The sequence below is a fragment of the Salmonella bongori NCTC 12419 genome (assembly GCF_000252995.1).
Taxonomy (GTDB): domain Bacteria; phylum Pseudomonadota; class Gammaproteobacteria; order Enterobacterales; family Enterobacteriaceae; genus Salmonella; species Salmonella bongori.
Genome location: NC_015761.1, coordinates 4,178,008 through 4,197,942 on the forward strand (window position 1 = coordinate 4,178,008; position 19,935 = coordinate 4,197,942).

The 19,935-nt window shown below is 51.5% G+C and carries 9 protein-coding genes and 1 pseudogene; 5 read left to right on the plus strand and 5 right to left on the minus strand.

Going from position 1 to position 19,935, the window contains the following annotated elements; genetic code table 11:
• Positions 1-34 precede the first annotated feature (34 nt).
• On the minus strand, positions 35-2,020 hold the full coding sequence (locus SBG_RS19640; protein ID WP_000945231.1) for a TonB-dependent hemoglobin/transferrin/lactoferrin family receptor: 1,986 nt from the start codon (positions 2,018-2,020) through the stop codon (positions 35-37).
• Between the two features lie 117 nt (positions 2,021-2,137).
• A complete protein-coding gene (gene hemP, locus SBG_RS19645; RefSeq protein WP_071826008.1) occupies positions 2,138-2,362 on the minus strand; it encodes a hemin uptake protein HemP in 225 nt (74 codons plus the stop codon).
• A 392-nt stretch (positions 2,363-2,754) separates the two neighbouring features.
• Between hemP and SBG_RS19650 the strand changes: the two genes are divergently transcribed.
• The 4 genes from SBG_RS19650 to SBG_RS19665 all read left to right on the plus strand — a co-directional run bounded on the left by SBG_RS19650 (position 2,755) and on the right by SBG_RS19665 (position 7,261).
• On the plus strand, positions 2,755-5,187 hold the full coding sequence (locus SBG_RS19650; protein ID WP_000403106.1) for a DMSO/selenate family reductase complex A subunit: 2,433 nt from the start codon (positions 2,755-2,757) through the stop codon (positions 5,185-5,187).
• Between the two features lie 13 nt (positions 5,188-5,200).
• The gene (locus SBG_RS19655; protein WP_000816137.1) at positions 5,201-5,827 is read left to right on the plus strand and encodes a DMSO/selenate family reductase complex B subunit; all 627 of its coding nucleotides are present in this window, start codon (positions 5,201-5,203) and stop codon (positions 5,825-5,827) included.
• Positions 5,820-6,593: a dimethyl sulfoxide reductase anchor subunit family protein gene (locus SBG_RS19660; RefSeq protein ID WP_000544924.1), complete on the plus strand. Its 774-nt coding sequence runs from the start codon at positions 5,820-5,822 to the stop codon at positions 6,591-6,593. The genes SBG_RS19655 and SBG_RS19660 overlap by 8 nt, the downstream gene beginning before the upstream one ends.
• A gap of 74 nt (positions 6,594-6,667) precedes the next feature.
• Entirely contained in the window at positions 6,668-7,261 is a 594-nt protein-coding gene (locus tag SBG_RS19665; protein WP_015703101.1) for a TorD/DmsD family molecular chaperone, read from the plus strand.
• 83 nt (positions 7,262-7,344) lie between these two features.
• On the opposite strand, the gene SBG_RS19670 is transcribed toward SBG_RS19665, so the two are convergent.
• The gene (locus SBG_RS19670; RefSeq protein WP_000650000.1) at positions 7,345-8,745 is read right to left on the minus strand and encodes a CBM96 family carbohydrate-binding protein; all 1,401 of its coding nucleotides are present in this window, start codon (positions 8,743-8,745) and stop codon (positions 7,345-7,347) included.
• A 339-nt stretch (positions 8,746-9,084) separates the two neighbouring features.
• Here SBG_RS19670 and SBG_RS19675 point away from each other — a divergent pair, with 339 nt between their 5' ends.
• Complete coding sequence (locus tag SBG_RS19675; protein WP_024135169.1) at positions 9,085-10,005, plus strand: SdiA-regulated domain-containing protein; 921 nt, start codon at positions 9,085-9,087, stop codon at positions 10,003-10,005.
• Between the two features lie 237 nt (positions 10,006-10,242).
• Here the strand turns inward: SBG_RS19675 and SBG_RS23295 are convergent, their stop codons facing one another.
• Both SBG_RS23295 and SBG_RS19680 read right to left on the minus strand, forming a co-directional pair.
• Positions 10,243-10,632 (minus strand): Ig-like domain-containing protein, encoded by a 390-nt coding sequence (locus SBG_RS23295; protein WP_231845632.1) that lies wholly within the window; start codon positions 10,630-10,632, stop codon positions 10,243-10,245.
• Between the two features lie 51 nt (positions 10,633-10,683).
• Positions 10,684-19,836: pseudogene (locus tag SBG_RS19680) on the minus strand (Ig-like domain-containing protein); the annotation flags it as partial.
• Positions 19,837-19,935: the final 99 nt, after the last annotated feature.

Below are 19,935 nucleotides of genomic sequence, written 5' to 3' on the forward strand. Positions count from 1 at the left end.
CGGATATGCGCCCTGGCAGGCCGGGGCGCAGGGATTACCATTGATAACTTACGAAAATCTTGCCGTTGCGCCCGTCCTGCGGAATGCCTTGCGGCGACCAGTACGCTTTGTCAAAGGCATTGCCTAACACCAGCGTAGTGGTCATCCCTTTCAGCGCCTGCTGTCCCTGATAGCTGATGTAAAAGTCGTTTACCGCGTAGCCCGGTTGCTTTGTGTACTGGCTGCTGACATGCGTTGAGCGGTCAGCAAATGTAGCGATCCAGCCCACGGAAAAACCGCTATGGGCGAGAGGAATATTCAGCTTGCTGGTGACGGTATCGGGGTTAATGCTGGAGATATACTCTCCGGTATCCATATTTTTACCGCGGGTGCGGTTATAGGCCATGTCCAGACTAAACAGATCGGCGGTATATTTCGTCATCACGTCCCAGCCCCAGATTTTGGCGTTTGGCACGTTATAGGACATGGTGGTTCTTGCGGCAAAATCGACGGTGGTTGAGATGTAATCTTTGGCGTTAGTGTCAAAATAGCTGGCTTTAAATTCCAGCGCGTCGTCAGCCAGCATCAGATTGTCAAAGCGCAGACCGATGCCATATTCCTGCGTTTCGTTCGTTTCCGGGCGCAGGTCAGGATTTGGTACCCAATAATTTGTGTAGAAACGTCCAATCGAAAAATGCTTCGAATCGTTGTACATCTCTCCCATCGTTGGCGCGCGAAAGGCTTGCGCATACGAACCAAATAGCATCAGCCAGTCGGTAGGGCTAATGGTCATGCCAGCGCGGGACGACCATTTATCGGCATCCACATCGGCATATCCATCGCTGCTGCCGCGGTAGTTATCGTAGCGTGTGCCGCCCAGCAGGGTGACGGGCAGGTTGCGCAGGGTGATCTCGTCCTGTAGCCAGCCGGAACTGAAGTCGATTTTCGCCTCCGGAAAACCGGTAGTTACGCCGCCTGGTTTCTGCTCCTGACGGTAATATTCCCCACCATAGGTCAGCAGGTGTGAGGCAAACGAATCCGTCAGCAGGCGGGTGCGGTTTTCCACTTTCCCGCCTGTAGTGGTCTGTTCGCGATATTCACTGGTATTGTCGATGTTTTGTGCATTGATGCGCGCTTCGGACCAGTACACTTTGCTTTCCGCGTTGAGCCAGTCGTTGCCCTGCGGCGCGAGCTTATAAGTGAGTTGCATATCGCGCTGAATGGTTGAGCGATCCGTCATCGGATTACTGACGCTGTTCGCCGCAAGGTCCTGTGGATTTTTCGGCTCCTGCGCGGCATTGTTGTAATAGCGTAATGAGCCGCTTAGCGCCTGCGCCTCGTCAATTTTCCAGGTGCCTTTAGCCAGCATATTATTGATGGATTCATCGTTTGGCGCTGTGGAACCGTCCCCCTGACGCAGATCGCCGCGATCGCGGCTTGACCAGGAGAGCAGCCCGTCCAGGTTATCAGTACGGCCAAAAGCGCTGGCCCCCATACCCAGACTGTGGTCGCCGGTACCGCCCGTCCCAAAAACGCGGAAGCCATACCGCTGCCCTTCCATTAGCAGGTCGCTGGCATCGACGGTAGTGTAAGCAATCACCCCGCCCAGTGCGCCGCTGCCGTAAAGTAAAGCAGAAGGGCCGCGGACAATTTCAACACGTTTAATAAGCGCCGGGTCGAGGAAAGTGCTGTTGAGATGCCCGGTATCGGTACCCTGGCGAACGCCATCCACCAGAACCAGCACGCCGCGACGATCGTAGCCGCGTAGATTAACGTCCTGACCGTTGGTTCTTCCTGTCCCGCTCAATGTGATACCAGGGACAGAATGCAGGAGATCGGCGGCGGAGGCGGCGGTCTGATTTTCTGGATCGGCGGTATCTATCACGCTAACCATCATTGGCGCTTCAAAGGCGCTGCGGGGATTCCCCGTCGCGGTAACGGTAAGGGTGTCAGTAGTCGCGAAAGCCGCGCTGGGGAAGGCGCTGGTGATAGCCAATGCCAGTAGCGATGGGGGCATAAAGCCAGATTGCAGGCGTAACATAACAACTCTCCATAAGGAAATTGAAAAATGCTGGCTGCCTGGGGATGACCTGGGTGGCTGGCGAAATTGGTTATATCCCTCACTGCTATGCGCCTGATGGCGGCGCTGAGGGGAAATTTATTTAGTCAGGATCAGTTTTCCGGATTGTGTCTGACGCAACAGATACAGTTGACCGTTATGTTCAATCAGCGCCCATCCCTCGTCGCCAAGCAATGTTCGGCTATCAATCTGACGTTTAGTTCGGGCAGGAGAGAGCGGCGCGTTAACGTTTTTGGCGGCTGCCGTTGTGTTATGCATATCAGGTCGATCCGTTATGAAAATGATAACGATTATGATTATCATAAAGATCAAGTTTCGCATCAAGCATTTTTTGTCAAAACAGTGACAGGATCAATTTTGTTGCGAATCGGTAAATGATGAGAGGGGAGGTGTGTGACAGGAACGACGCAACGTGTTTTCTCATCAACAGCGCATAGCCTGCGCTGATGCAAGCTGGCAGACGTGATGACACTAATTAATATCGCCGGATACTGTGATGGGTAATTTATTTTTACCATAATGACATAAAATAGTTTTTATTAATTTTGACAATAATGAATGCGGTATCATCTTTTATTTTTACTAACGTTAATAATACGTTTGATCACAATCAACCAGTGCTAATGTTCATTCTATTATGATTGTTTTTTATTACATATTATTAATAATAATGGAAGCAATGTGAGAAATAAAAAATGGAAATAAAAGAATGGCTGAACACAACAATAACCCGACGTGATGCAATTGCCGCAACTGCCAAAGTCGGGGCGGCAGTGACGCTAAGCCAGGCGATTACTCTGCCTTTTGCTACTACAGTCCAGGCGCAGGATACCACGGTGATTCCGAAGGAAACGAGCGGCGAAATTGTCAGACACAGCGCCTGTCTGGTCAACTGCGGCAGCCGCTGCCCGCTCAGGGTCATTGTGAAAGATGATCGCATTGTACGTATTGAACCGGAAGACGCGAAAGACGACGCGGTATTTGGCGAGCATCAAATTCGCCCCTGTCTGCGCGGGCGTTCCAGCCGCTGGCGCGTCTACAGCCCGGATCGCATTAAATACCCGATGAAAAGAGTAGGAAAACGCGGCGAAGGAAAGTTTAAACGTATTTCATGGGATGAGGCCACGGCCTTTATTGCGGCGGAGTTAACGCGCGTTAGCGAACACTATGGCCGGGAAGCTATTTATTATAATTATCAATCCGGAGCGTATTACCATACGCAGGGAACACCCGCCTGGAAACGATTGTTAAATCTTACGGGCGGCTATTTAAATTACCATAATACTTATTCGACCGCGCAAATTGCGACGGCAACGCCTTATATGCATGGTACGTATGTCGGTAGCCATTTTACACAAATCGCGCATTCCGATCTGGTGGTGCTATTTGGCCTGAATCTCTCAGAAACGCGGATGTCCGGCGGCGGCCAGGTTGAAGAGCTACGCCGGGCGCTGGAGACGTCACAAGCCCGGGTCATTATTATTGATCCACGCTATACCGATTCGGTCATTGCTGAACACGCCGAATGGCTACCGATTCGTCCGACTACGGACGCCGCGTTAGTCGCCGGCCTGGCGCATACGCTGATTACCGAACAGCTTATCGACGAGGCGTTAGTAAACCGCTATTGCGTTGGCTATGACCGCAGCACGTTGCCGGATGCGGCGGCGCCTAACGCCAGCTATAAAGATTATGTTCTTGGCACGGGCGATGACGGTATCGCGAAAACGCCGGAATGGGCGGCGGATATCACCGGTATTCCGGCAACGCGTATTCGTCAACTGGCGCGTGACATCGCCTCGGCGCGCGCCTGCTATATTTGCCAGGGCTGGGGACCGCAGCGTCATGCCAACGGCGAACAAACTGTGCGCGCGATTCAAACGCTGCCTGCCTTAACTGGTCACTTTGGGCGGCCCGGCACGAACAATGGTAACTGGCCTTACGGTACGCCGTATGGCGTACCGCTGCTGCCGACGCTAACCAACCCGATTAAAACGTCCATCCCTTGCTACCTGTGGACGGACGCCATTCAGCATCCGGAGAAAATGACCGCGACGACGATGGGAGTGAAAGGCGCGGACAGGCTAAAAACCGGAATTAAGCTGTTTTTCAACCAGGCGGGTAATACCTTGCTGAATCAGCACGGCGAAACTAACCGTACCCGTCAAATTCTCGCTGATGAAGCACTGTGTGAAACCATTATCGTGATTGAAAACCATATGACGCCCAGCGCGAAATATGCGGATTTGCTGTTGCCGGAGACCAGCTACCTTGAGGCGGAGGACCTGGTGGACAGTTCCTATGCGGCGGGATCGCATAACTATATGATTGCGATTCAGAAAACGGTTAAACCGATGTGGGAAGCGCGCAGCACGTATGACATCTGCGCGGATATCGCCGGGCATCTTGGACTGCGCGAGCACTATACCGAGGGCCGAACTCAGGCGCAGTGGGCAGAGATGCACTATCAGCAGATCCGTGAAAAACGTCCGTACCTGCCAGAGTGGGGCGTGGCGAAAGAGATGGGCGTGATTGACCAGCGTATCGCTACCGAGCAGCAGAGCCTTGCATTTGCCGATTTCCGCGCCGACGCCGAGGCTAATCCACTCTCCACGCCGTCGGGCAAAATTGAAATTTACTCCCAGGCGCTGGCAGATCTGGCGCAAGCGTGGACCTTACCGGAAGGCGAGCGAATTCCCGCACTGCCGGAATTTTGTCCGGCGAAAGAATCACACCTTAACAAAGCGCTGACGGCGAAGTATCCGTTGCAGTTAAGCGGTTTTCATACCAAAGGGCATACCCACTCTACCTACAGCAATGTGCTGATATTACATGAGGCGGTGCCGGATGAAGTCTGGATTAACCCGATTGACGCCAGCGCCCGCCAACTGAAGTCAGGCGATCGGGTGCAGGTATTCAACGATCGCGGCGTGGTGGAGCTTCCCTGTAAAGTTACCCAGCGCATTTTACCCGGCGTGGCGGCGATGCCGCAGGGCGCGTGGACGCGGCTTGACGGCAACGGCGTTGATGTAGGGGGTTGCATTAATACACTGACCAGCCACCACCCTTCACCGCTGGCGAAAGGCAATCCGCAGCATACCAATCTGGTTGAAATTAAACGCGCTTAAGGAGTGATGTACGATGAAACAGTATGGCTTTTATGTTGACTCCTCGCGCTGTTCAGGCTGTAAAACCTGCCAGGTAAGCTGCAAGGATAATAAAGATCTGGATGTCGATCCGAAACTGCGCCGCGTTTATGAATATGGCGGCGGAAGCTGGGTGAAAGAGGGGGAAAGCTGGCATCACGACACCTTTACCTACTATCTCTCTATTGCTTGTAACCATTGCGATGAGCCGGTATGTGTCTCCGGTTGTCCAACCGGGGCGATGCATAAACGCAAAGAAGATGGTCTGGTGCTGGTGGATGACAGCGTGTGCGTTGGCTGCCGTTATTGCGAAATGCGCTGTCCCTATGGTGCGCCGCAGTTTGATGCACAGGCGAACGTGATGCGTAAATGCGACGGTTGCCTCGACCGGCTGGAAAAAAATTTGCGTCCTGTCTGTGTCGATTCTTGCCCGCAGCGTGCGCTGGATTTCGGACCAATTGATCAATTACGGGCAAAATATGGGGTGGAGAATCAAATCGCGCCGCTGCCTTCGGCGTCGTTCACCCATCCTAACCTCATTATTAAGCCGCATCCGAAAGCGAGACCCACGGGCGATACGGAAGGCGCAATCATGAACATACGGGAGGTGCGCCATGCATGAGTTACCGCTGGTCTTTTTTACGGTCTTTACCCAGAGCGCGGTCGGCGCGTTTATTCTGCTGCTGATTGGCGGCGCAATGGGGCTGGTCGCGCCGCGGCGCAAGGCTATTGGTCTGTTCTCGGTAATGTGCCTGTTTGGGCTTGGCGTCATTGTCGGCACCTTCCACGTCGGACAACCGCTGCGCGCGCTGAATATGCTGCTGCGCGTTGGACATTCGCCGATGAGTAACGAGATTGTCTTGTCGGCGGCTTTTGCGGCGCTCGGCGGTCTGGGGGCGCTCGGTTTGTTGCTGAACCGTGCGACGCCGCTGTGTAACGCGTTGGTCTGGTTGGCGGCGATAGTCGGGGTGGTCTTCTTATACGCCGTTCCGCAGATTTACCAACTGCCGACGGTGGCGACCTGGCGTTCATCTTACACCACGGCAATGATGATATTGACGCCGTTGATTGGCGGTGGCGCGTTGGCGGCATTGTTTGGCGTGCACCGTCTGGGGCTACTGGTCAGCGTGTTGGCGATTTTGGTGAGCTTTTGTCTGCGTCCAGGCTATATGGCGACGCTGATGAATGCCGATAGCGCTCTGACCGCCGCGCAGCATAGCTGGTTTACCGCCCAGGCGGTATTGCTGGCGGCGGGCGTGGTCGGGGTAGTGATCTGTGCGCGTATGAAATCGAGCGCCGCGGTACTGGCTATGACGACGGCGGTAGTTATCGCGGCAGAGTTAATGGGTAGGATCGCGTTTTACAATCTATGGACGCTACCAATGTAGTTTTGCGTCCGGCTTGTGGCGTGCAGGCCTGATGAGCGCAGCGCCATCAGTCCACTATTTCAGGAGTTATGGCTATGCCTTCCCGTGCTGTTTTACCGCGTATCCTCGGCGCACTGTTTTACTACTCTCCTGACAGGCCAGAGGTGAAAGCGTTGTTCGACTGTCTGCCTGTGTTGGATGCGCTTTATCCCTGGCGCGATCGCGGACATATTGAACTGCTATGCGCGTCATGGTCGCTGCCGGATGATGACACGCTTGCATGGCAATTTTCCGTGTTGTTTGAAGGCCAGGGAGAGATGCCTGTCCCGCCCTGGGGATCGGTTTATCTGGAAAAAGATAATTTGCTGATGGGGGAAACTACCGCCGATTATCGGTCTTTTTTACAGTCGCAGGGAATGGTATTCACGAACCGTGAACGCGAGCCGGAAGATCAGTTTGGCCTGATGCTATTAGCCTGTAGCGATCTGCTGGCGCGAGGTGAAAACCTGGCGGCCAACCGGTTACTGGAGACGCATCTGCTGCCCTGGGGATTCCGCTATCTGGAGCGACTGCAACGCAATACCGTTAGTGCGTTCTATGGCCGGCTTGCCATCGTAGCGACCTGTTATCTGCAGGATGTTCAGCAGCAACAGGGACTACAGCCTGAGAATAAACGGTTGTTTTTCTGAGGTATTGGTCAGGTTTTGACGACGTGCTGTAATGTTTGTGTCGCCATCGTGCCCGCTGTTGCGTCAGCGGGCACAGTTTGCTATTACAGCTCCGGCGTCTTTTTGAAACCGGTCAGCATCAGCACCAGGCTCTGTTTTGAGTCCGCAGGCGTAAAGTCGTAGTGATTTCCCTGACGGTCGCCGCCGATATACCAGGATATTTCTGTTTTCCCTTCCGCCAGCGCTTTGCGCACCGCTTTATCGACATCAACCATACGGTATTCATGTGAATGGTTTAGATATAATACGGCATCAGAACGGTAGTTGAGCGCCGGTTTATTGTTCCATGACACGGTACTGACGTGCCAGTCATTGCTGGTCGGGTAAAAGAAGATCTGATCGGCGCCGTTCGTTTCTGTTTTACCGCCAAAAAGGCGAATACGGTATTTGAATAGCGAAGCGTCCATGTTGGCAGGCAGGGGGGGGATCTTAAATTTCACCAGCGTGAGTGTTTCCGGATGCTGCGTGCGTCCGCCATTGGTCCAGTCATCCTGTACGTATAAGGTATCGACGCCGGCATGTGGTTTGTCATTATCGCTGCTTACCCAGGTATTTTCTTCCGCTTTACGGTAAGCGTAAGGAACCATGGTGCCGCAGTCCAGTCCCTGATTCATGCACAGGTCTGTCATAAACTGCGCGCCGTCTTCCGTCCAGCCATTCATAAAATCGGCATGGGCAGTATAGAGACTTCCCCAGCGCTCTTCCCGCGTTTCACCATGCATCACCGGGTCCATTGAGAGCTCCACTTTGGCAGTATCCAGTGAGGAGATTTGCGGTAACACCCAGGCGATATTCATGTTGATCGTCGGGATTTTGACCGGATACTGCGCGGAACACTTTCCGTTATCAGCATAGGCCGCATTATTGTGATTATGGGTCGGTTTCAGGTTGACGCCATCCCAGCAGTTGGGGAAAGCAATTCCGATATTAAGCTGGACGGCATCACCTGCTTTACGCAGGCCGCATATTTCGCCTACCTTGTTGGTATAACCTTTGCCGTTGGCACATAAAAAGGTGATTGCGGAACTGGGGCCAGTACCGTGATGATCGCCTGCCAGTAACTCCAGCCCGGCCGGGAATGGATGGAGCGGATATTGCGCTACATTTGTGGACTGATAATAGGTCTTCTGGTAGGCCGGTTTTACGACTTCACCATCGGGTAATTTCAGGGAAGGGGCCCAGTAAGCGGAGCTGTCCGCTTGATTATCGCAGGTGGTGTCTGGCTGCGCACGCAGTGTCTGCCTGGTGGAGACCGCATCGGTGTGCGTATTGCCAAAAAAATCATGCCACATTGCCTGATTCGCTTTACCAAACATCATAATCGCGTCATCACCCAGAGTGTGATGATAGCCGCAAACGACATGCGCCTGGGGGCCAGCATGGGCCGGGAGTGCGCCAGCGGCAACGAGCGTAGCCAGGCTTGCGGTAATAAGATTACATTTCATTTTTTACTGTCCGGTTGAATAAACGTGAGAGCAGCAATAGCAGGTCGGAGGGCGATGTTGCATATCATTAATTACTATATTTTATCATTGGTTCTAAATAGCGAAATTAATTACAAACTAAATTTAAATAATGAACGTCATCTTCTTGAATAGGTAAGTTTACAAAAAAAGAGACATTAGTGGTTAAATTCGGGCTGTTTGTGGTAACACCTATCCTTCCATGATGTCTATACTGGTGGCGCTCGCCATTACTGGATAGCGGCTCTGCCGAACCTTGGCTTTATTTTTTAGAAATGCGTTACGCCGCCAGGTCGTGACGTGATCTGCTATGGGCTTTTTATGAAATTATTAAAATGCAGTATTATTGTCGTACTCTTTGGCGTAATTTTATTTATGTTAAGGGATGATATTCGCTATGTCTATCAACTGATAATGAAATATGGCGATAAACCCTCTGCGCTGACGTTGAGCAGTTATAAAGCAGTTATTCAGGAAAAACCAGTGGCAGGCATTAAAAGTAACCTGTCAGGTTTGACCTATTCAGCCGAAGAGAGGATGCTTTTCGCTGTTATTAATAATCCCCCGGAACTGGTCTGGCTGACGACAGAAGGGCAACTCGTGGGGCGGATGGCGCTCCAGGGAATATGTGATCCAGAATCTATCGCCTGGAGCGGAGGGAATCAGTTCCTGATTGGTAGCGAGAAAGAGGGTGCGGTATATAAAACGCAGGTAGATATTCAGCACGGTACCATGCAGATCATCTCCACGGTGAAAATTGAAGGCTATAACAAAGCAAAAAATAAAGGACTCGAAGGTACGGCATGGGATGCGAAAAATGAGAGATTGTATGCCGCAAAAGAAAGAAGGCCTATTGTGCTCACTGAAATCACGATGAGCAAAAATGGTCTCACCCGGGTGTTGCCTTCTACCATCACGGCGAGTGTTAGCGATGTCTCAGGACTGGAATATTATGCCCCGACGGATTCGCTACTGGTATTGTCGGATGAGTCGAAAGTCATTCTGGAGGTCAGTTCCGACTGGCGGGTACGCGATCGGTTGTTTCTGACAGCGGAGTGGTCAGGGCTCAGAGAAGATATCCCTCAGCCAGAAGGGATTGCCATAGATGACGACAATAATTTGTATATTGTGAGCGAACCTAATCTGTTTTATAAGTTTTCCCGTAATATACAGAACGATCAAAATGTATTTTTACTGTCACATCATGAAAACCCGGAACGGCGCACTGAATTTAATAACTGAAGATTGGTTGATTCCTCGTTTGAGTTAGTTATGTTTTACTGACAGCAGTAACGGATTACTTTGTGGTGTAGCGTAACGGTAATTGTCCTCCTCATGTTTGCGGCAGCATAGTCTGCCGCTTTTTTTATGGCATTAATATGAGATTTAATTATCAAATATAATCATTACCAGGCAATAAATATGATTATGCTGTTTTAAAAAAGGCCTCCGAAGAGGCCGTGTGATGGTACCCGTGAGTTATAAAGTATAATGCTCTTCTTCAACGCTTGCGGTATATAGCGTTGCTTCACTAAGGGAAGCCATTTCCGCTGCGTCTGAACTATTGTTGACCGAATTGTCGGCTGGCGGCGTACTGGTAAATGTTCCGTTGATGGTGCCGCTATTGCCGGCGGGATCGGTTGCCGTAATGGTGTATGCGTTTTCTCCTGAATGAATAGCGGATTGCGGCACTGAAACATGCCAGTTACCGGTATCGTTATCAACACTGGCGGTATAGTCCGTATCGTTGACCGTGACCTTCACCTGAATATCCTGATTCGCCTCCACGACTCCCTTAAGGGTGACCGTATTATCCACACCGCTAGCAGTCGATCCCAACGTTGGTTCGGCGGGCGGTTGTGTATCAATAGTCAGACGCTCGTTCAGCGTATTCTCATTCCCGGCAGCGTCTTTAGCCGTAATGGTGTAGTCATAAGCGCCATCATTGAGGGGCTGATCAAGAGTAATTGACCATTTTCCTGTTTCATCTGCGGTTGTTATAAAATCCTTATTATCAATAGTCAGCTTAATTGTTGCGTGAGCTTCTGAGGCGCCGATAAAGGTCGGTGTATTGATGTTAGTGATATTATCGCCTCCGGCGCCGGTATCACTATTACCCTCCATGGAAAGTACTGGCGGTGTAGAGTCGATCGTCAGCCAGCCGGTAGACAGCGAAGAGGCGTTTCCTGCCTGGTCTTTAGCCTGTACCGTATAGCGGTAAACACTGTCATCTAACGCATCAGCATCCGGTAAGGTAAATTCCCATCTGCCGTCATTTTCGGCCTGGAATGTATACGTTTTTTGGTTGAGTGTCAGAATAATCGTTGCTCCCGGTTCTGTTGCGCCAGTAAATGTCGGCGTTTTATCACTGGTGATGTTATCTCCCTTGTCGCCGGTATCTGAATTCTCGGTAAGCGCGCCAGTAGGGGCCGCGGGCGCTGTGGAATCAATGGTAAGCGAACCGCTGGTTGGCGTAGACGTATTTCCGGCGGCGTCTTTTGCCTGTACCGTATAAATGTACGTATCGTCAGGCAGCGCATTTTCTGTCGGCAGTGTGAAACGCCATGCACCGTGAGTATCAGCCTGGATCTCATACGTTTTATTGTTAATGGTAAGAATAATGATCGCGTCAGGCTCTGTCGTACCGGTAAAGGTCGGCGTGCTCACGCTGGTAATACCATCATTTTTGGTTCCTGTATCCGTATCGTCAGACAGTTCCCCAGTGACCGGTGTTGGCGGCGTCGTATCGATAGTTATCGAACCCGTGAAAGCCTCAGAGGTCGTACCCGCGATGTTTTTACCGTGTAGCGTAAAATCATAGGATCCGTCGTTCAGTTTGTCTTCAGCGGGTAAGGTAAAGCGCCAGGTCCCATCATTATTCACTGGCACGTCATAGCTTTTATTATTGATGGTCAGAATAACGATGATATTCGGTTCTGCCGTACCGCTGAAGGTGGGAAGATCCGCACGGGTAATATTATCGCCGGTGTTGCCCGTATCCGACTCAATATCCAGCCCGCCGTTTGGAACGGCCGGGAGGGTGAGATCGATGGTTATGCTGCCGTGGGTCGTTGCGGAGACATTACCTGCCGTGTCGGTGGCTAACACGGTATAGGCGTAGTTACCGGTTGTCAGCGCATCTGCCGTGGGTAACGTAAAGGCCCATGTTCCGTCGTCCGCCGTAGGACATTCATACGTTTTATTGTTGATTGACAGAGTGATTGTCGCGCCTGGCTCTGCTTTTCCGGTAAATTTCGGCGTAGTGATACGCGTGATATTGTCGTCATCCACTCCCGTGTCATAACCGGGGGCAAGACTGGCTGTGGGCGCGGTTGGCGGTGTCGTATCAATGATGACCGAGCCTGCCTGTTCTGCGGAGGTATTCCCGATAGCATTTTTGCTCTGTAGGGTGTACTCGTAAGTGCCCTCAGTAAGACTATCTTCTGCCGGTAATGTAAATTTCCAGGCGCCGTCATTGCCTGCCTGGATCTCATACGCTTTATCGTTGATTCGCAGAATGACGACGCTGTGAGGGTCAGCCTTACCGCTAAATGTCGGGGTGGTTACGTTAGTCGTGTTATCCGTACCGGTACTGGCATCCGGATCGTGTGTGAGGCCTCCCGTAGGGACTGTTGGCGCGGCGGTATTAATAATGACAGACCCCGCCGTGGATGCAGACTGATTTCCGGCGGCATCCTGGGCCAAAACGGTATACTGATACGTACCGTCTGGTAGCGAATGGCTTACAGGCAATGTGATTGTCCAGGCGCCGTCGCTTCCGGCTTGAGCGGTGTAGTCTTTGCCGTTAATCGTCAGTATTACGGTAGCGTTCGCTTCTGCCGTTCCCGCAAAGGTTGGGTTCTTAATGTGGGTAATGTCATCACCCTTGACGCCGCTGTCTGCGATTTCCGCCAGGGCGGCGACGGGCGCGTCCGGAGGCGTGGTATCAATCGTAAAGGCGCCCTCATAGCGAGATTCGTTGCCAGCATTATCCGTGGCCAGAACCTGGTAGGTGTAGGCGCCATCCGTTAGCGTAGTCGGTATCTGGAATGTCCAGTTACCTGCCGCATCGACCGGAATGGGATAATTCACGCCAGCGTATACAATAACAATCGACGCGCCAGGCGCGGTTTTGCCCGACAGCACAGGCTGAGTGTTGTTGGTCACTTGTTCGCCCGTGACGCTGCTGTCGCTCCCGGCGTGTAACCCGGCATTTGCTGAGGGCGGCGTGTGTTGAACAGTGACATTACCGTTCACCTGTGCGTTGCTCGTGTTGCCGCTGGCATCCGTCACGGTAATCGTATACGGATAGCTGCCATCCGCTAATTTACCGGCTGTCGGCAGGGTAATGCTCCATTTACCATTCTCACCCGCGACGGTGGTATACGTTTTACCGTTAATCATTAGCGTGACGGTTGCGCCGTTTTCCGTGACGCCGCTAAAGGTTGGCATCGTCTGATTAGTAAGATGACTGCCGGCTCCCCCGGTTTCGCTGGTGGTATCCAGTCCGCCGGTTAAATGGTCGGGAGCGGTGGTGTCAATCGTGATGGTTGCCATCGACGATGTTGTATTGTTTGCACTATCGGTGGCAGTGACCGTGTAATGATACGTGCCATCCGTTAAGGCGTGAGTCAGCGGGATAGCCCATTCCCCGTCTGCGTTCGCTGTGGTGATGTACCTGTTACCGCCAATTATGAGTGTAATAGTTGCATTGGCGTCAGCGGTTCCCGTTAGTGTGGGCGTGGTATTACTGGTGGTATTGTCGGCTTTCGTGCCAGAGTCTGTATCATGGCTAAGTCCGTTTATCTGAAGGTGCGATTCGCTGTCGATAGTCACCTGCCCGGTCAGTGGCGGCGATTGGTTACCCGCTATGTCTTCGAGCGCGATCGTGTAATCATGAACGCCATCGCGCAATGGGTTGGTAATCGCCAGCATCCAGTTACCGTCCCGATCGGCTACGGTTTTATACGTTTTGCCGTCAATGGTGACGACGACCGTGACGCCAGCAGGCGCGGTGCCGGAAAAGTTAGGTTTTTTATTGCTGGTGAGGGTATCGTTGGTATCGCCGGTATTGCTGTGAACATCCAGGCCGCCAGTTACCGAACCGGTAATGTTTCCACTTTGAATATTCAGCGTACCGGTTGTTGGTGGGCTGATATTTTGCGCAAGGTCGGTAACGGAAACAGTATAATTATGCGTACCCGTATTTAATGGCGTGGTGACGGCCACTTCCCAGAGTCCTGTATTGTCCGCTACGACCGTATATGTTTGTCCATCAACCGTAAGCGTTACTGTAGCGCCTGGTTTCGTTTTGCCTGTAAACACGGGCGTTTTATTGTTAGTGATAAAATCACCCAACGTCCCACTGTCCGTAGCGACGCTGAGCCCTACCGTTGTGGTGGGCGGCGTATTATCAATGACAAACTGGCCGGTAATGGTGGATGAGGTGCCCGCTGTATTGGTGGCTGTCACGGTATAACTGTAGCTGTTGTTGGCCAGATCGGGGAGATGCAAAGTCCAGTTGCCATCAGCGGTAACGGTTGGCGTATAGATAACATCGTTGATTGTCACCGTCACGGTGGCGCCTGGCGTGGTTGTACCTTTTAACGTTTGATCATTGTGATTACTCCAGCCATTGGCGATATTCGGATCGGCGGTTGTGTCCAGTCCTCCCGTCAGCGCTATGCTGGAAGTATCTACGGTAAGGGTGCCGGTAACAGGAGTGGAAGCATTACCTGCCTTATCAACGGTCGATATGGTGTAATCATAATTGCCGTCCCGTAGCGCTTCCGGCACGGTAAAGCTCCATTTACCGGCATTATTGGCGATTACCGTGTAGGTTTGCCCGTTCAGCGTAATGGTTACTTTTAGACCGGCATCCGTGCGGCCACTAAACGTAGGTTTGGTGTTATTCGTGATGCCATCGTTCGGCGTACCGGTATCGCTGGTGCTGTCCAGACCGCCAGTTAAGTTTGGAGGAACGGAATCGTGGGTGATTCTGACGGTGTAGGTTGTTTCCAGACCATAGCTGTTTGTCACAGTAAGATTCCAGGTGTAATAGCCGCCCTGGGGGGTATCTGCCGGGAATTCTGACGCCGGTAACTGGATTTTCCAGTTACCATCCGCGTCAACAACGGCAGTCAGAGGGGCTGGGCCTCCTACGCTCTTTCTGATAGTGATCGTATCGCCCGGATTACCGCGTCCGACGATAACTGGCGAAGTGCCTGTATAGAAAATAGCGTTAGTTGAGCCAGCGGTACCAACGAGGTAATCCTCATGACCACCAAATTGCGTGGCGGGTGCATTGACGACATTGTTAATCGTGCCGTGAAATACGCCGCTATTTCCTGCACCATCGGTAGACGTTATGGTGTAATCATAACGTGTGTCAGGAAGAAGATTGGCATTCTGTAACAGGACTTCCCAGTTACCATTACTGTCTGAAGTGGTTGAGTAACGTTTTCCGTTGATCTCTATGATCACTTCCTGATTGGGATCTGCTTTTCCACTGAACGTAGGGTTAGGCCAGCGGGAGGCAGAAGGGTCATTCGGCGTCGCATCGTTGGGCCTAAGTCCCCCGGTAATATCCGGTGGCGTCAGGTCTATTGTAAAGGAACCGTTATATGTTGTAACGGCGTGCCCGACAATCTCGGTCAGCTTGTAATGATACTCTCCTTCAACGAAAGGGCCGCCCGGTAGGGTAAAAGTCCAGGTGCCGTCGGCATTAACCGGAATCGTATATTCCTGTGCATTGAACTCAATGCGTAAGGTGGCGCCGATACTCGCTTTCCCGCTTAATGACGGTGAAGTATTTTGCGTCTGGTTGTTGCTCACCGTGCCGGTATCATCATCGGGAGAGATATACCCAACCAGCGTACTGATAGTCACCGTAGCGGTATGGGTGGTTTCTGTACCAAATTTATCCTTGAACGTCAGCGTATAGTCATGAATTCCTGAACCCAGCGGTGCGCCGTCGGGGACCGTAAACGACCATTCTGTTCCTCCTGCCGTAATGGTAAGCGGATAGGTTTTACCGCCGATGGTAATGGTGCCACTCAGCTTGTCGTTGGCCTGACCTCCAGCGATGGTACCCTCCAGCGTTGGGCGGGTCACGGATGTCAAATTATCGCCTTTGGTATCGCTATCCGTTTCAGCAGAGAGTCCGCTGGTGATAGTCAGTTTACGCTTACAAATATAAATGGCGTCAGTGTTTGTCGTGGTATTGCCTGCGGCATCGGTTGCCGTCATGTAAAAGCGAACCGTGTTATAACTGCCGTTATCCGCTACCAGCCCCGCAGGGAGAGTGAATTTCCAGGTGCCGTCGCTGGCGATATCCGTCACGTCGTAGGTTGTGTTATTAATACGAATGGTCAATTTTGAACCTGGCTCAACCCGCCCCGTCAATGTGGGGGTGAGATCGTTAGTCCAGTATCGGTCTTTGTCGCCCGTATCGCTACCGCTGGCCAGCTCAGATCCTGTCAGCGTTGGCGCTTTATTATCAGTGATAACATTCCCTTTTGTGGAGGTTTCGTTTCCGGCTTTATCCGTGACGGTAACGGTATAACTGGCCGTGTAATTAGGCGGTAGCCCCCAGGTCGGGCCTTGCAGCGTCCAGGTTCCGTTATGGTCTGCTGTGGTGTTAAGTATTTGGCCATCTATATGTAACGTGATCGTCGCGCCAGGCTCGGTTTTCCCGGTAAATACGGGCCTGGTCGATTGGGTGATCATATCCCCTTTGATACCGGTATCAGAATCGTCCGTTAAACCGACGGTGGACATAGGATTAAGGGTATCAATAAAAACATTATTCGTGGCGATGGCGGAGAGCCCGGTAGTGGTGTCCGTCGCGGTAACCGTATATTCGTTGAACCCTTCGTGCAATGGGTTTGTCACCTCAATAGACCAGCTGCCGTCGGCCGCCGCCGTGGTGGTATAACTTTGCCCTGCGATGGTCAGGACAATCACGGTATCCGGCGTAGCCTGCCCGACAATTTTTGGCGTATTGTTATTGGTAATATTGTCGCCCTTAGTGCCGCTGTCGCTATCCGTATCCAACTGCGCCATTACTTTAGGCGGGACAATGCCTGAGGGAACATAATTAAAATTGCCCGTTATCGTTGCCGTGTTCCCGGCGAGATCCTCTGAGGTCACGGTATACTCATTCAGGCCGGGAGCCGCATCTTTGGGTAAGGTCAGTTTCCACCTTCCGGAATTATCTACGGAAGCTGTATAGGTCGCGCCTTTTATGGTGACGGTGACGAGGCTGCCGGGTTCGGCCATACCGCTGAGCGTTGGGCGAACAAGCTGGGTCGTCGTATTCCCCACAGTCCCTTCCATCACGCTGGAAAGGTCAAGCCCACCGCTGAGTTGGGAAACGGTATCAACAGTAAACTGATGTTCGCTACTTGAGGTATTGCCCGCTTTATCGGTGGTGACGACCGTATAAGTATAAGTTGCATCAGTAAGGTCGTTCGGCATCGCATATTGCCAGACGCCATCAGCGCCGGCTGTCAGAGTATGACTTACGCCGTTAAAAATAATTTCTACGCTGGCCTCGGGTTCTGTCGTGCCGGTAAGGATAGGGCGGATAACCTGAGTAATGCCATCCTGCGCACTCTGTCCACTATCTGATGCTTCGTCTAATCCTGCATCAGATGAAGGTGGTGTGGTGTCCACGGTAATCGTCCCCGTTGCGATCGCGCTGCTTCCCACCGCATTCTTTACTTGTACCGTATATTCATAGGTTTCATCCGCAAGCGCATCCGGGAGCGTTAAGGACCAGCTACCGTCCGCACCCACGACGACGGGATAGTCGACATGATTAATGGTAAAAATAACGGTGGTATTTGGTGTCGCCGTACCGTGGAAGGTTGGCTGATTAACCTGGGTGATATTATCGCTGTTGCTGACACCGCTGTCATCGCTGTCCAGCAAGCTGACGGTGATTTCCGGCCGACTGGTATCAATAACCAGGGTTATACTCCCTGCGGTTTCGCTCATATTTCCTGCGCTATCTTTTGCCACAACGGTGACGTCATAGCGTCCATCTGCCAGCGGTGTATCCAGCGTGAGCTGCCAGTCGCCATTTTCATCGGCCTGCAGGGTATAAACGTGATCGTCAACAGTCACCAATACTTGCGTGTGGGGGGCAGACTTTCCGTACAGAGTGGGCGTTGTTATATTGGTGATGTTGTCGCCTGAATCACCCGAATCGCTGTTAACGTCAAGGGCCACTGTGGGCGCTGGCGGTGGCGTCGTATCAAGTGTAAAACGGCCTTCTAAAGGCGAAGAGGTGTTATTTCCGGCCGCATCGGTGACTGAAAGCGTATAAACATGCTCGCCATCATCTAATACCAGATCTTCTGGCACTTTCCAGGCCCATAGCCCGTTTTCATCAGCCCGTACAGAAAACGATTTGCCGGCAAGTGTAACGGTAACCACGGCAAAAGGTTTCGTGCTCCCGGTTAATACTGGATGGGGATTATTGGTAATGCCGTCAGCATCACTGCTACCAGTATCTGACTCTGCGGATAATGTTGCCGTAACCGTCGGGAGTTGGGTATCAATAGTGACGGTACCGGTTTGCGTGGCGGTATTGCCCGCGATATCGGTTATGGTGACAGTAAAGTCATAGCTGCCGTCGTCGAGCGCCGGGGTGATTTTAAGTTCCCACTGTCCCTGCTGGTCGGCGGTGACTTCATAGACGTGGCCATTCAGGGTGAGCATCACGTCCGCGCTGGGTTCGGTTTTACCGGTCAATACGGGCTCGGGAATATTCGTCAGAAAATCGTCCTGTTGTCCGGTATCCGTGGCGTCGGATAACGCAAACGTGACGTCAGGCGCAGTGGCATCAATCGTGACGCTGTTAGTCACCGTGGCGGTATTGCCTGCATCATCGGTGGCGGTAACCTGGTAATGGTAGACACCATCAGGCAAATTTGTGCCCGGAGATAAGGACCAGAACCCCTCAGCGTTGGTCACCGTAGTTAATGTCATCCCACCTATGGTGACATTAATAATGGACCCCGGTTCGGAGGTTCCCTGAAGTACGGGCTTGGCATTATTTGTTATTGAATCACCTGTAAGGCCGGAGTCTGACAGAGGATCAAGCGAGGCAGTCAGTCCGGTAATTTCGCTATCAATCACGATGGTGGTGGTGGACGTTGCCGTTTTGCCGCTGCTATCGGTAATGGTAAAGCTTACGTCATAATGACCATCCGGCAGGGCGGAAGGGAGTTGTAATGTCCATTTCCCATCTTTGTCGACGGTTAGCGGATAATGTGTTTTGTCGATGATAAGACTTGCCGTTGCGTCTGGTGTGGCATTCCCGCTAAAGGTAGGGGTAGTAATGTTGGTTATCCCATCTCCTTTTTTGCCAGAGTCCCATTTCGCATCCAACTTACCGGTAATAAACAGGGGAACTTCCGGGGTGGGTAACGATGCCTGGGTTTTTTCCGCCTGCTCTCCTGATGACGAACTGGATGAAGAGGACGAGGCAGGAGGAGGTGGTGGTGTGGCTACGCTATTTTGTACCTCCTCTTCTGTTGGTTTTAAATTTTTCGACAATTCTTGTTTTACTTTCTTATCAACAATCTCTTTTTTTTCCGCAGAAAGTTCGTTTTTTTCGAGCTTTATATTTTTTTTCTGTTCTTCAGTGCGTGCTTTGAGAAGTACTTCATACTCTTTAATTTTTTGTTGTAAGGCAGCTTCTAAGGATTTATTCGCCTCGACAGATGTCTCCTGAGTCTCTTCATCTGCTTTCTCATTATTGGTTTCAATAGTGGATTCTTCGCTTTTTAACATATCAGCAAGGTATACCGTATCTAAACCAAGCTGATAGGTTTTTATAGATGAGATAACATGATCCTGATTAATTGTTTTTCCCGAAGAGTCGCGTAATTCAATATTGCCCAGAACCAGGTTAGTTAAGCCATCTTTTAATGTTGTGGTATTACCGTCAGCGGTAGTGACTATCAGGTCAAAACCACTGACTTTATACGATTTAATATCCGTAACACTCTCAGGTTTAACGTTCGGTTTTTCAGTCGAAGAGATATCATTTTTCGTCGTCATGCTGTCGATTTCCTGAATATAGCTAAGGGTGGATCCCCAAAATGGTTTTGATAGTAAGCTAACTTTTCTTTTTCAGAGACCTAATTTTACCTGTCAATA

Bases quoted from the DNA above. Each gene is read 5' to 3' on its own strand.
- SBG_RS19640 (WP_000945231.1), bottom strand. From the start codon at position 2,020: ATGTTACGCCTGCAATCTGGCTTTATGCCCCCATCGCTACTGGCATTG.
- hemP (WP_071826008.1), bottom strand. From the start codon at position 2,362: ATGATAATCATAATCGTTATCATTTTCATAACGGATCGACCTGATATG.
- SBG_RS19650 (WP_000403106.1), top strand. From the start codon at position 2,755: ATGGAAATAAAAGAATGGCTGAACACAACAATAACCCGACGTGATGCA.
- SBG_RS19655 (WP_000816137.1), top strand. From the start codon at position 5,201: ATGAAACAGTATGGCTTTTATGTTGACTCCTCGCGCTGTTCAGGCTGT.
- SBG_RS19660 (WP_000544924.1), top strand. From the start codon at position 5,820: ATGCATGAGTTACCGCTGGTCTTTTTTACGGTCTTTACCCAGAGCGCG.
- SBG_RS19665 (WP_015703101.1), top strand. From the start codon at position 6,668: ATGCCTTCCCGTGCTGTTTTACCGCGTATCCTCGGCGCACTGTTTTAC.
- SBG_RS19670 (WP_000650000.1), bottom strand. From the start codon at position 8,745: ATGAAATGTAATCTTATTACCGCAAGCCTGGCTACGCTCGTTGCCGCT.
- SBG_RS19675 (WP_024135169.1), top strand. From the start codon at position 9,085: ATGAAATTATTAAAATGCAGTATTATTGTCGTACTCTTTGGCGTAATT.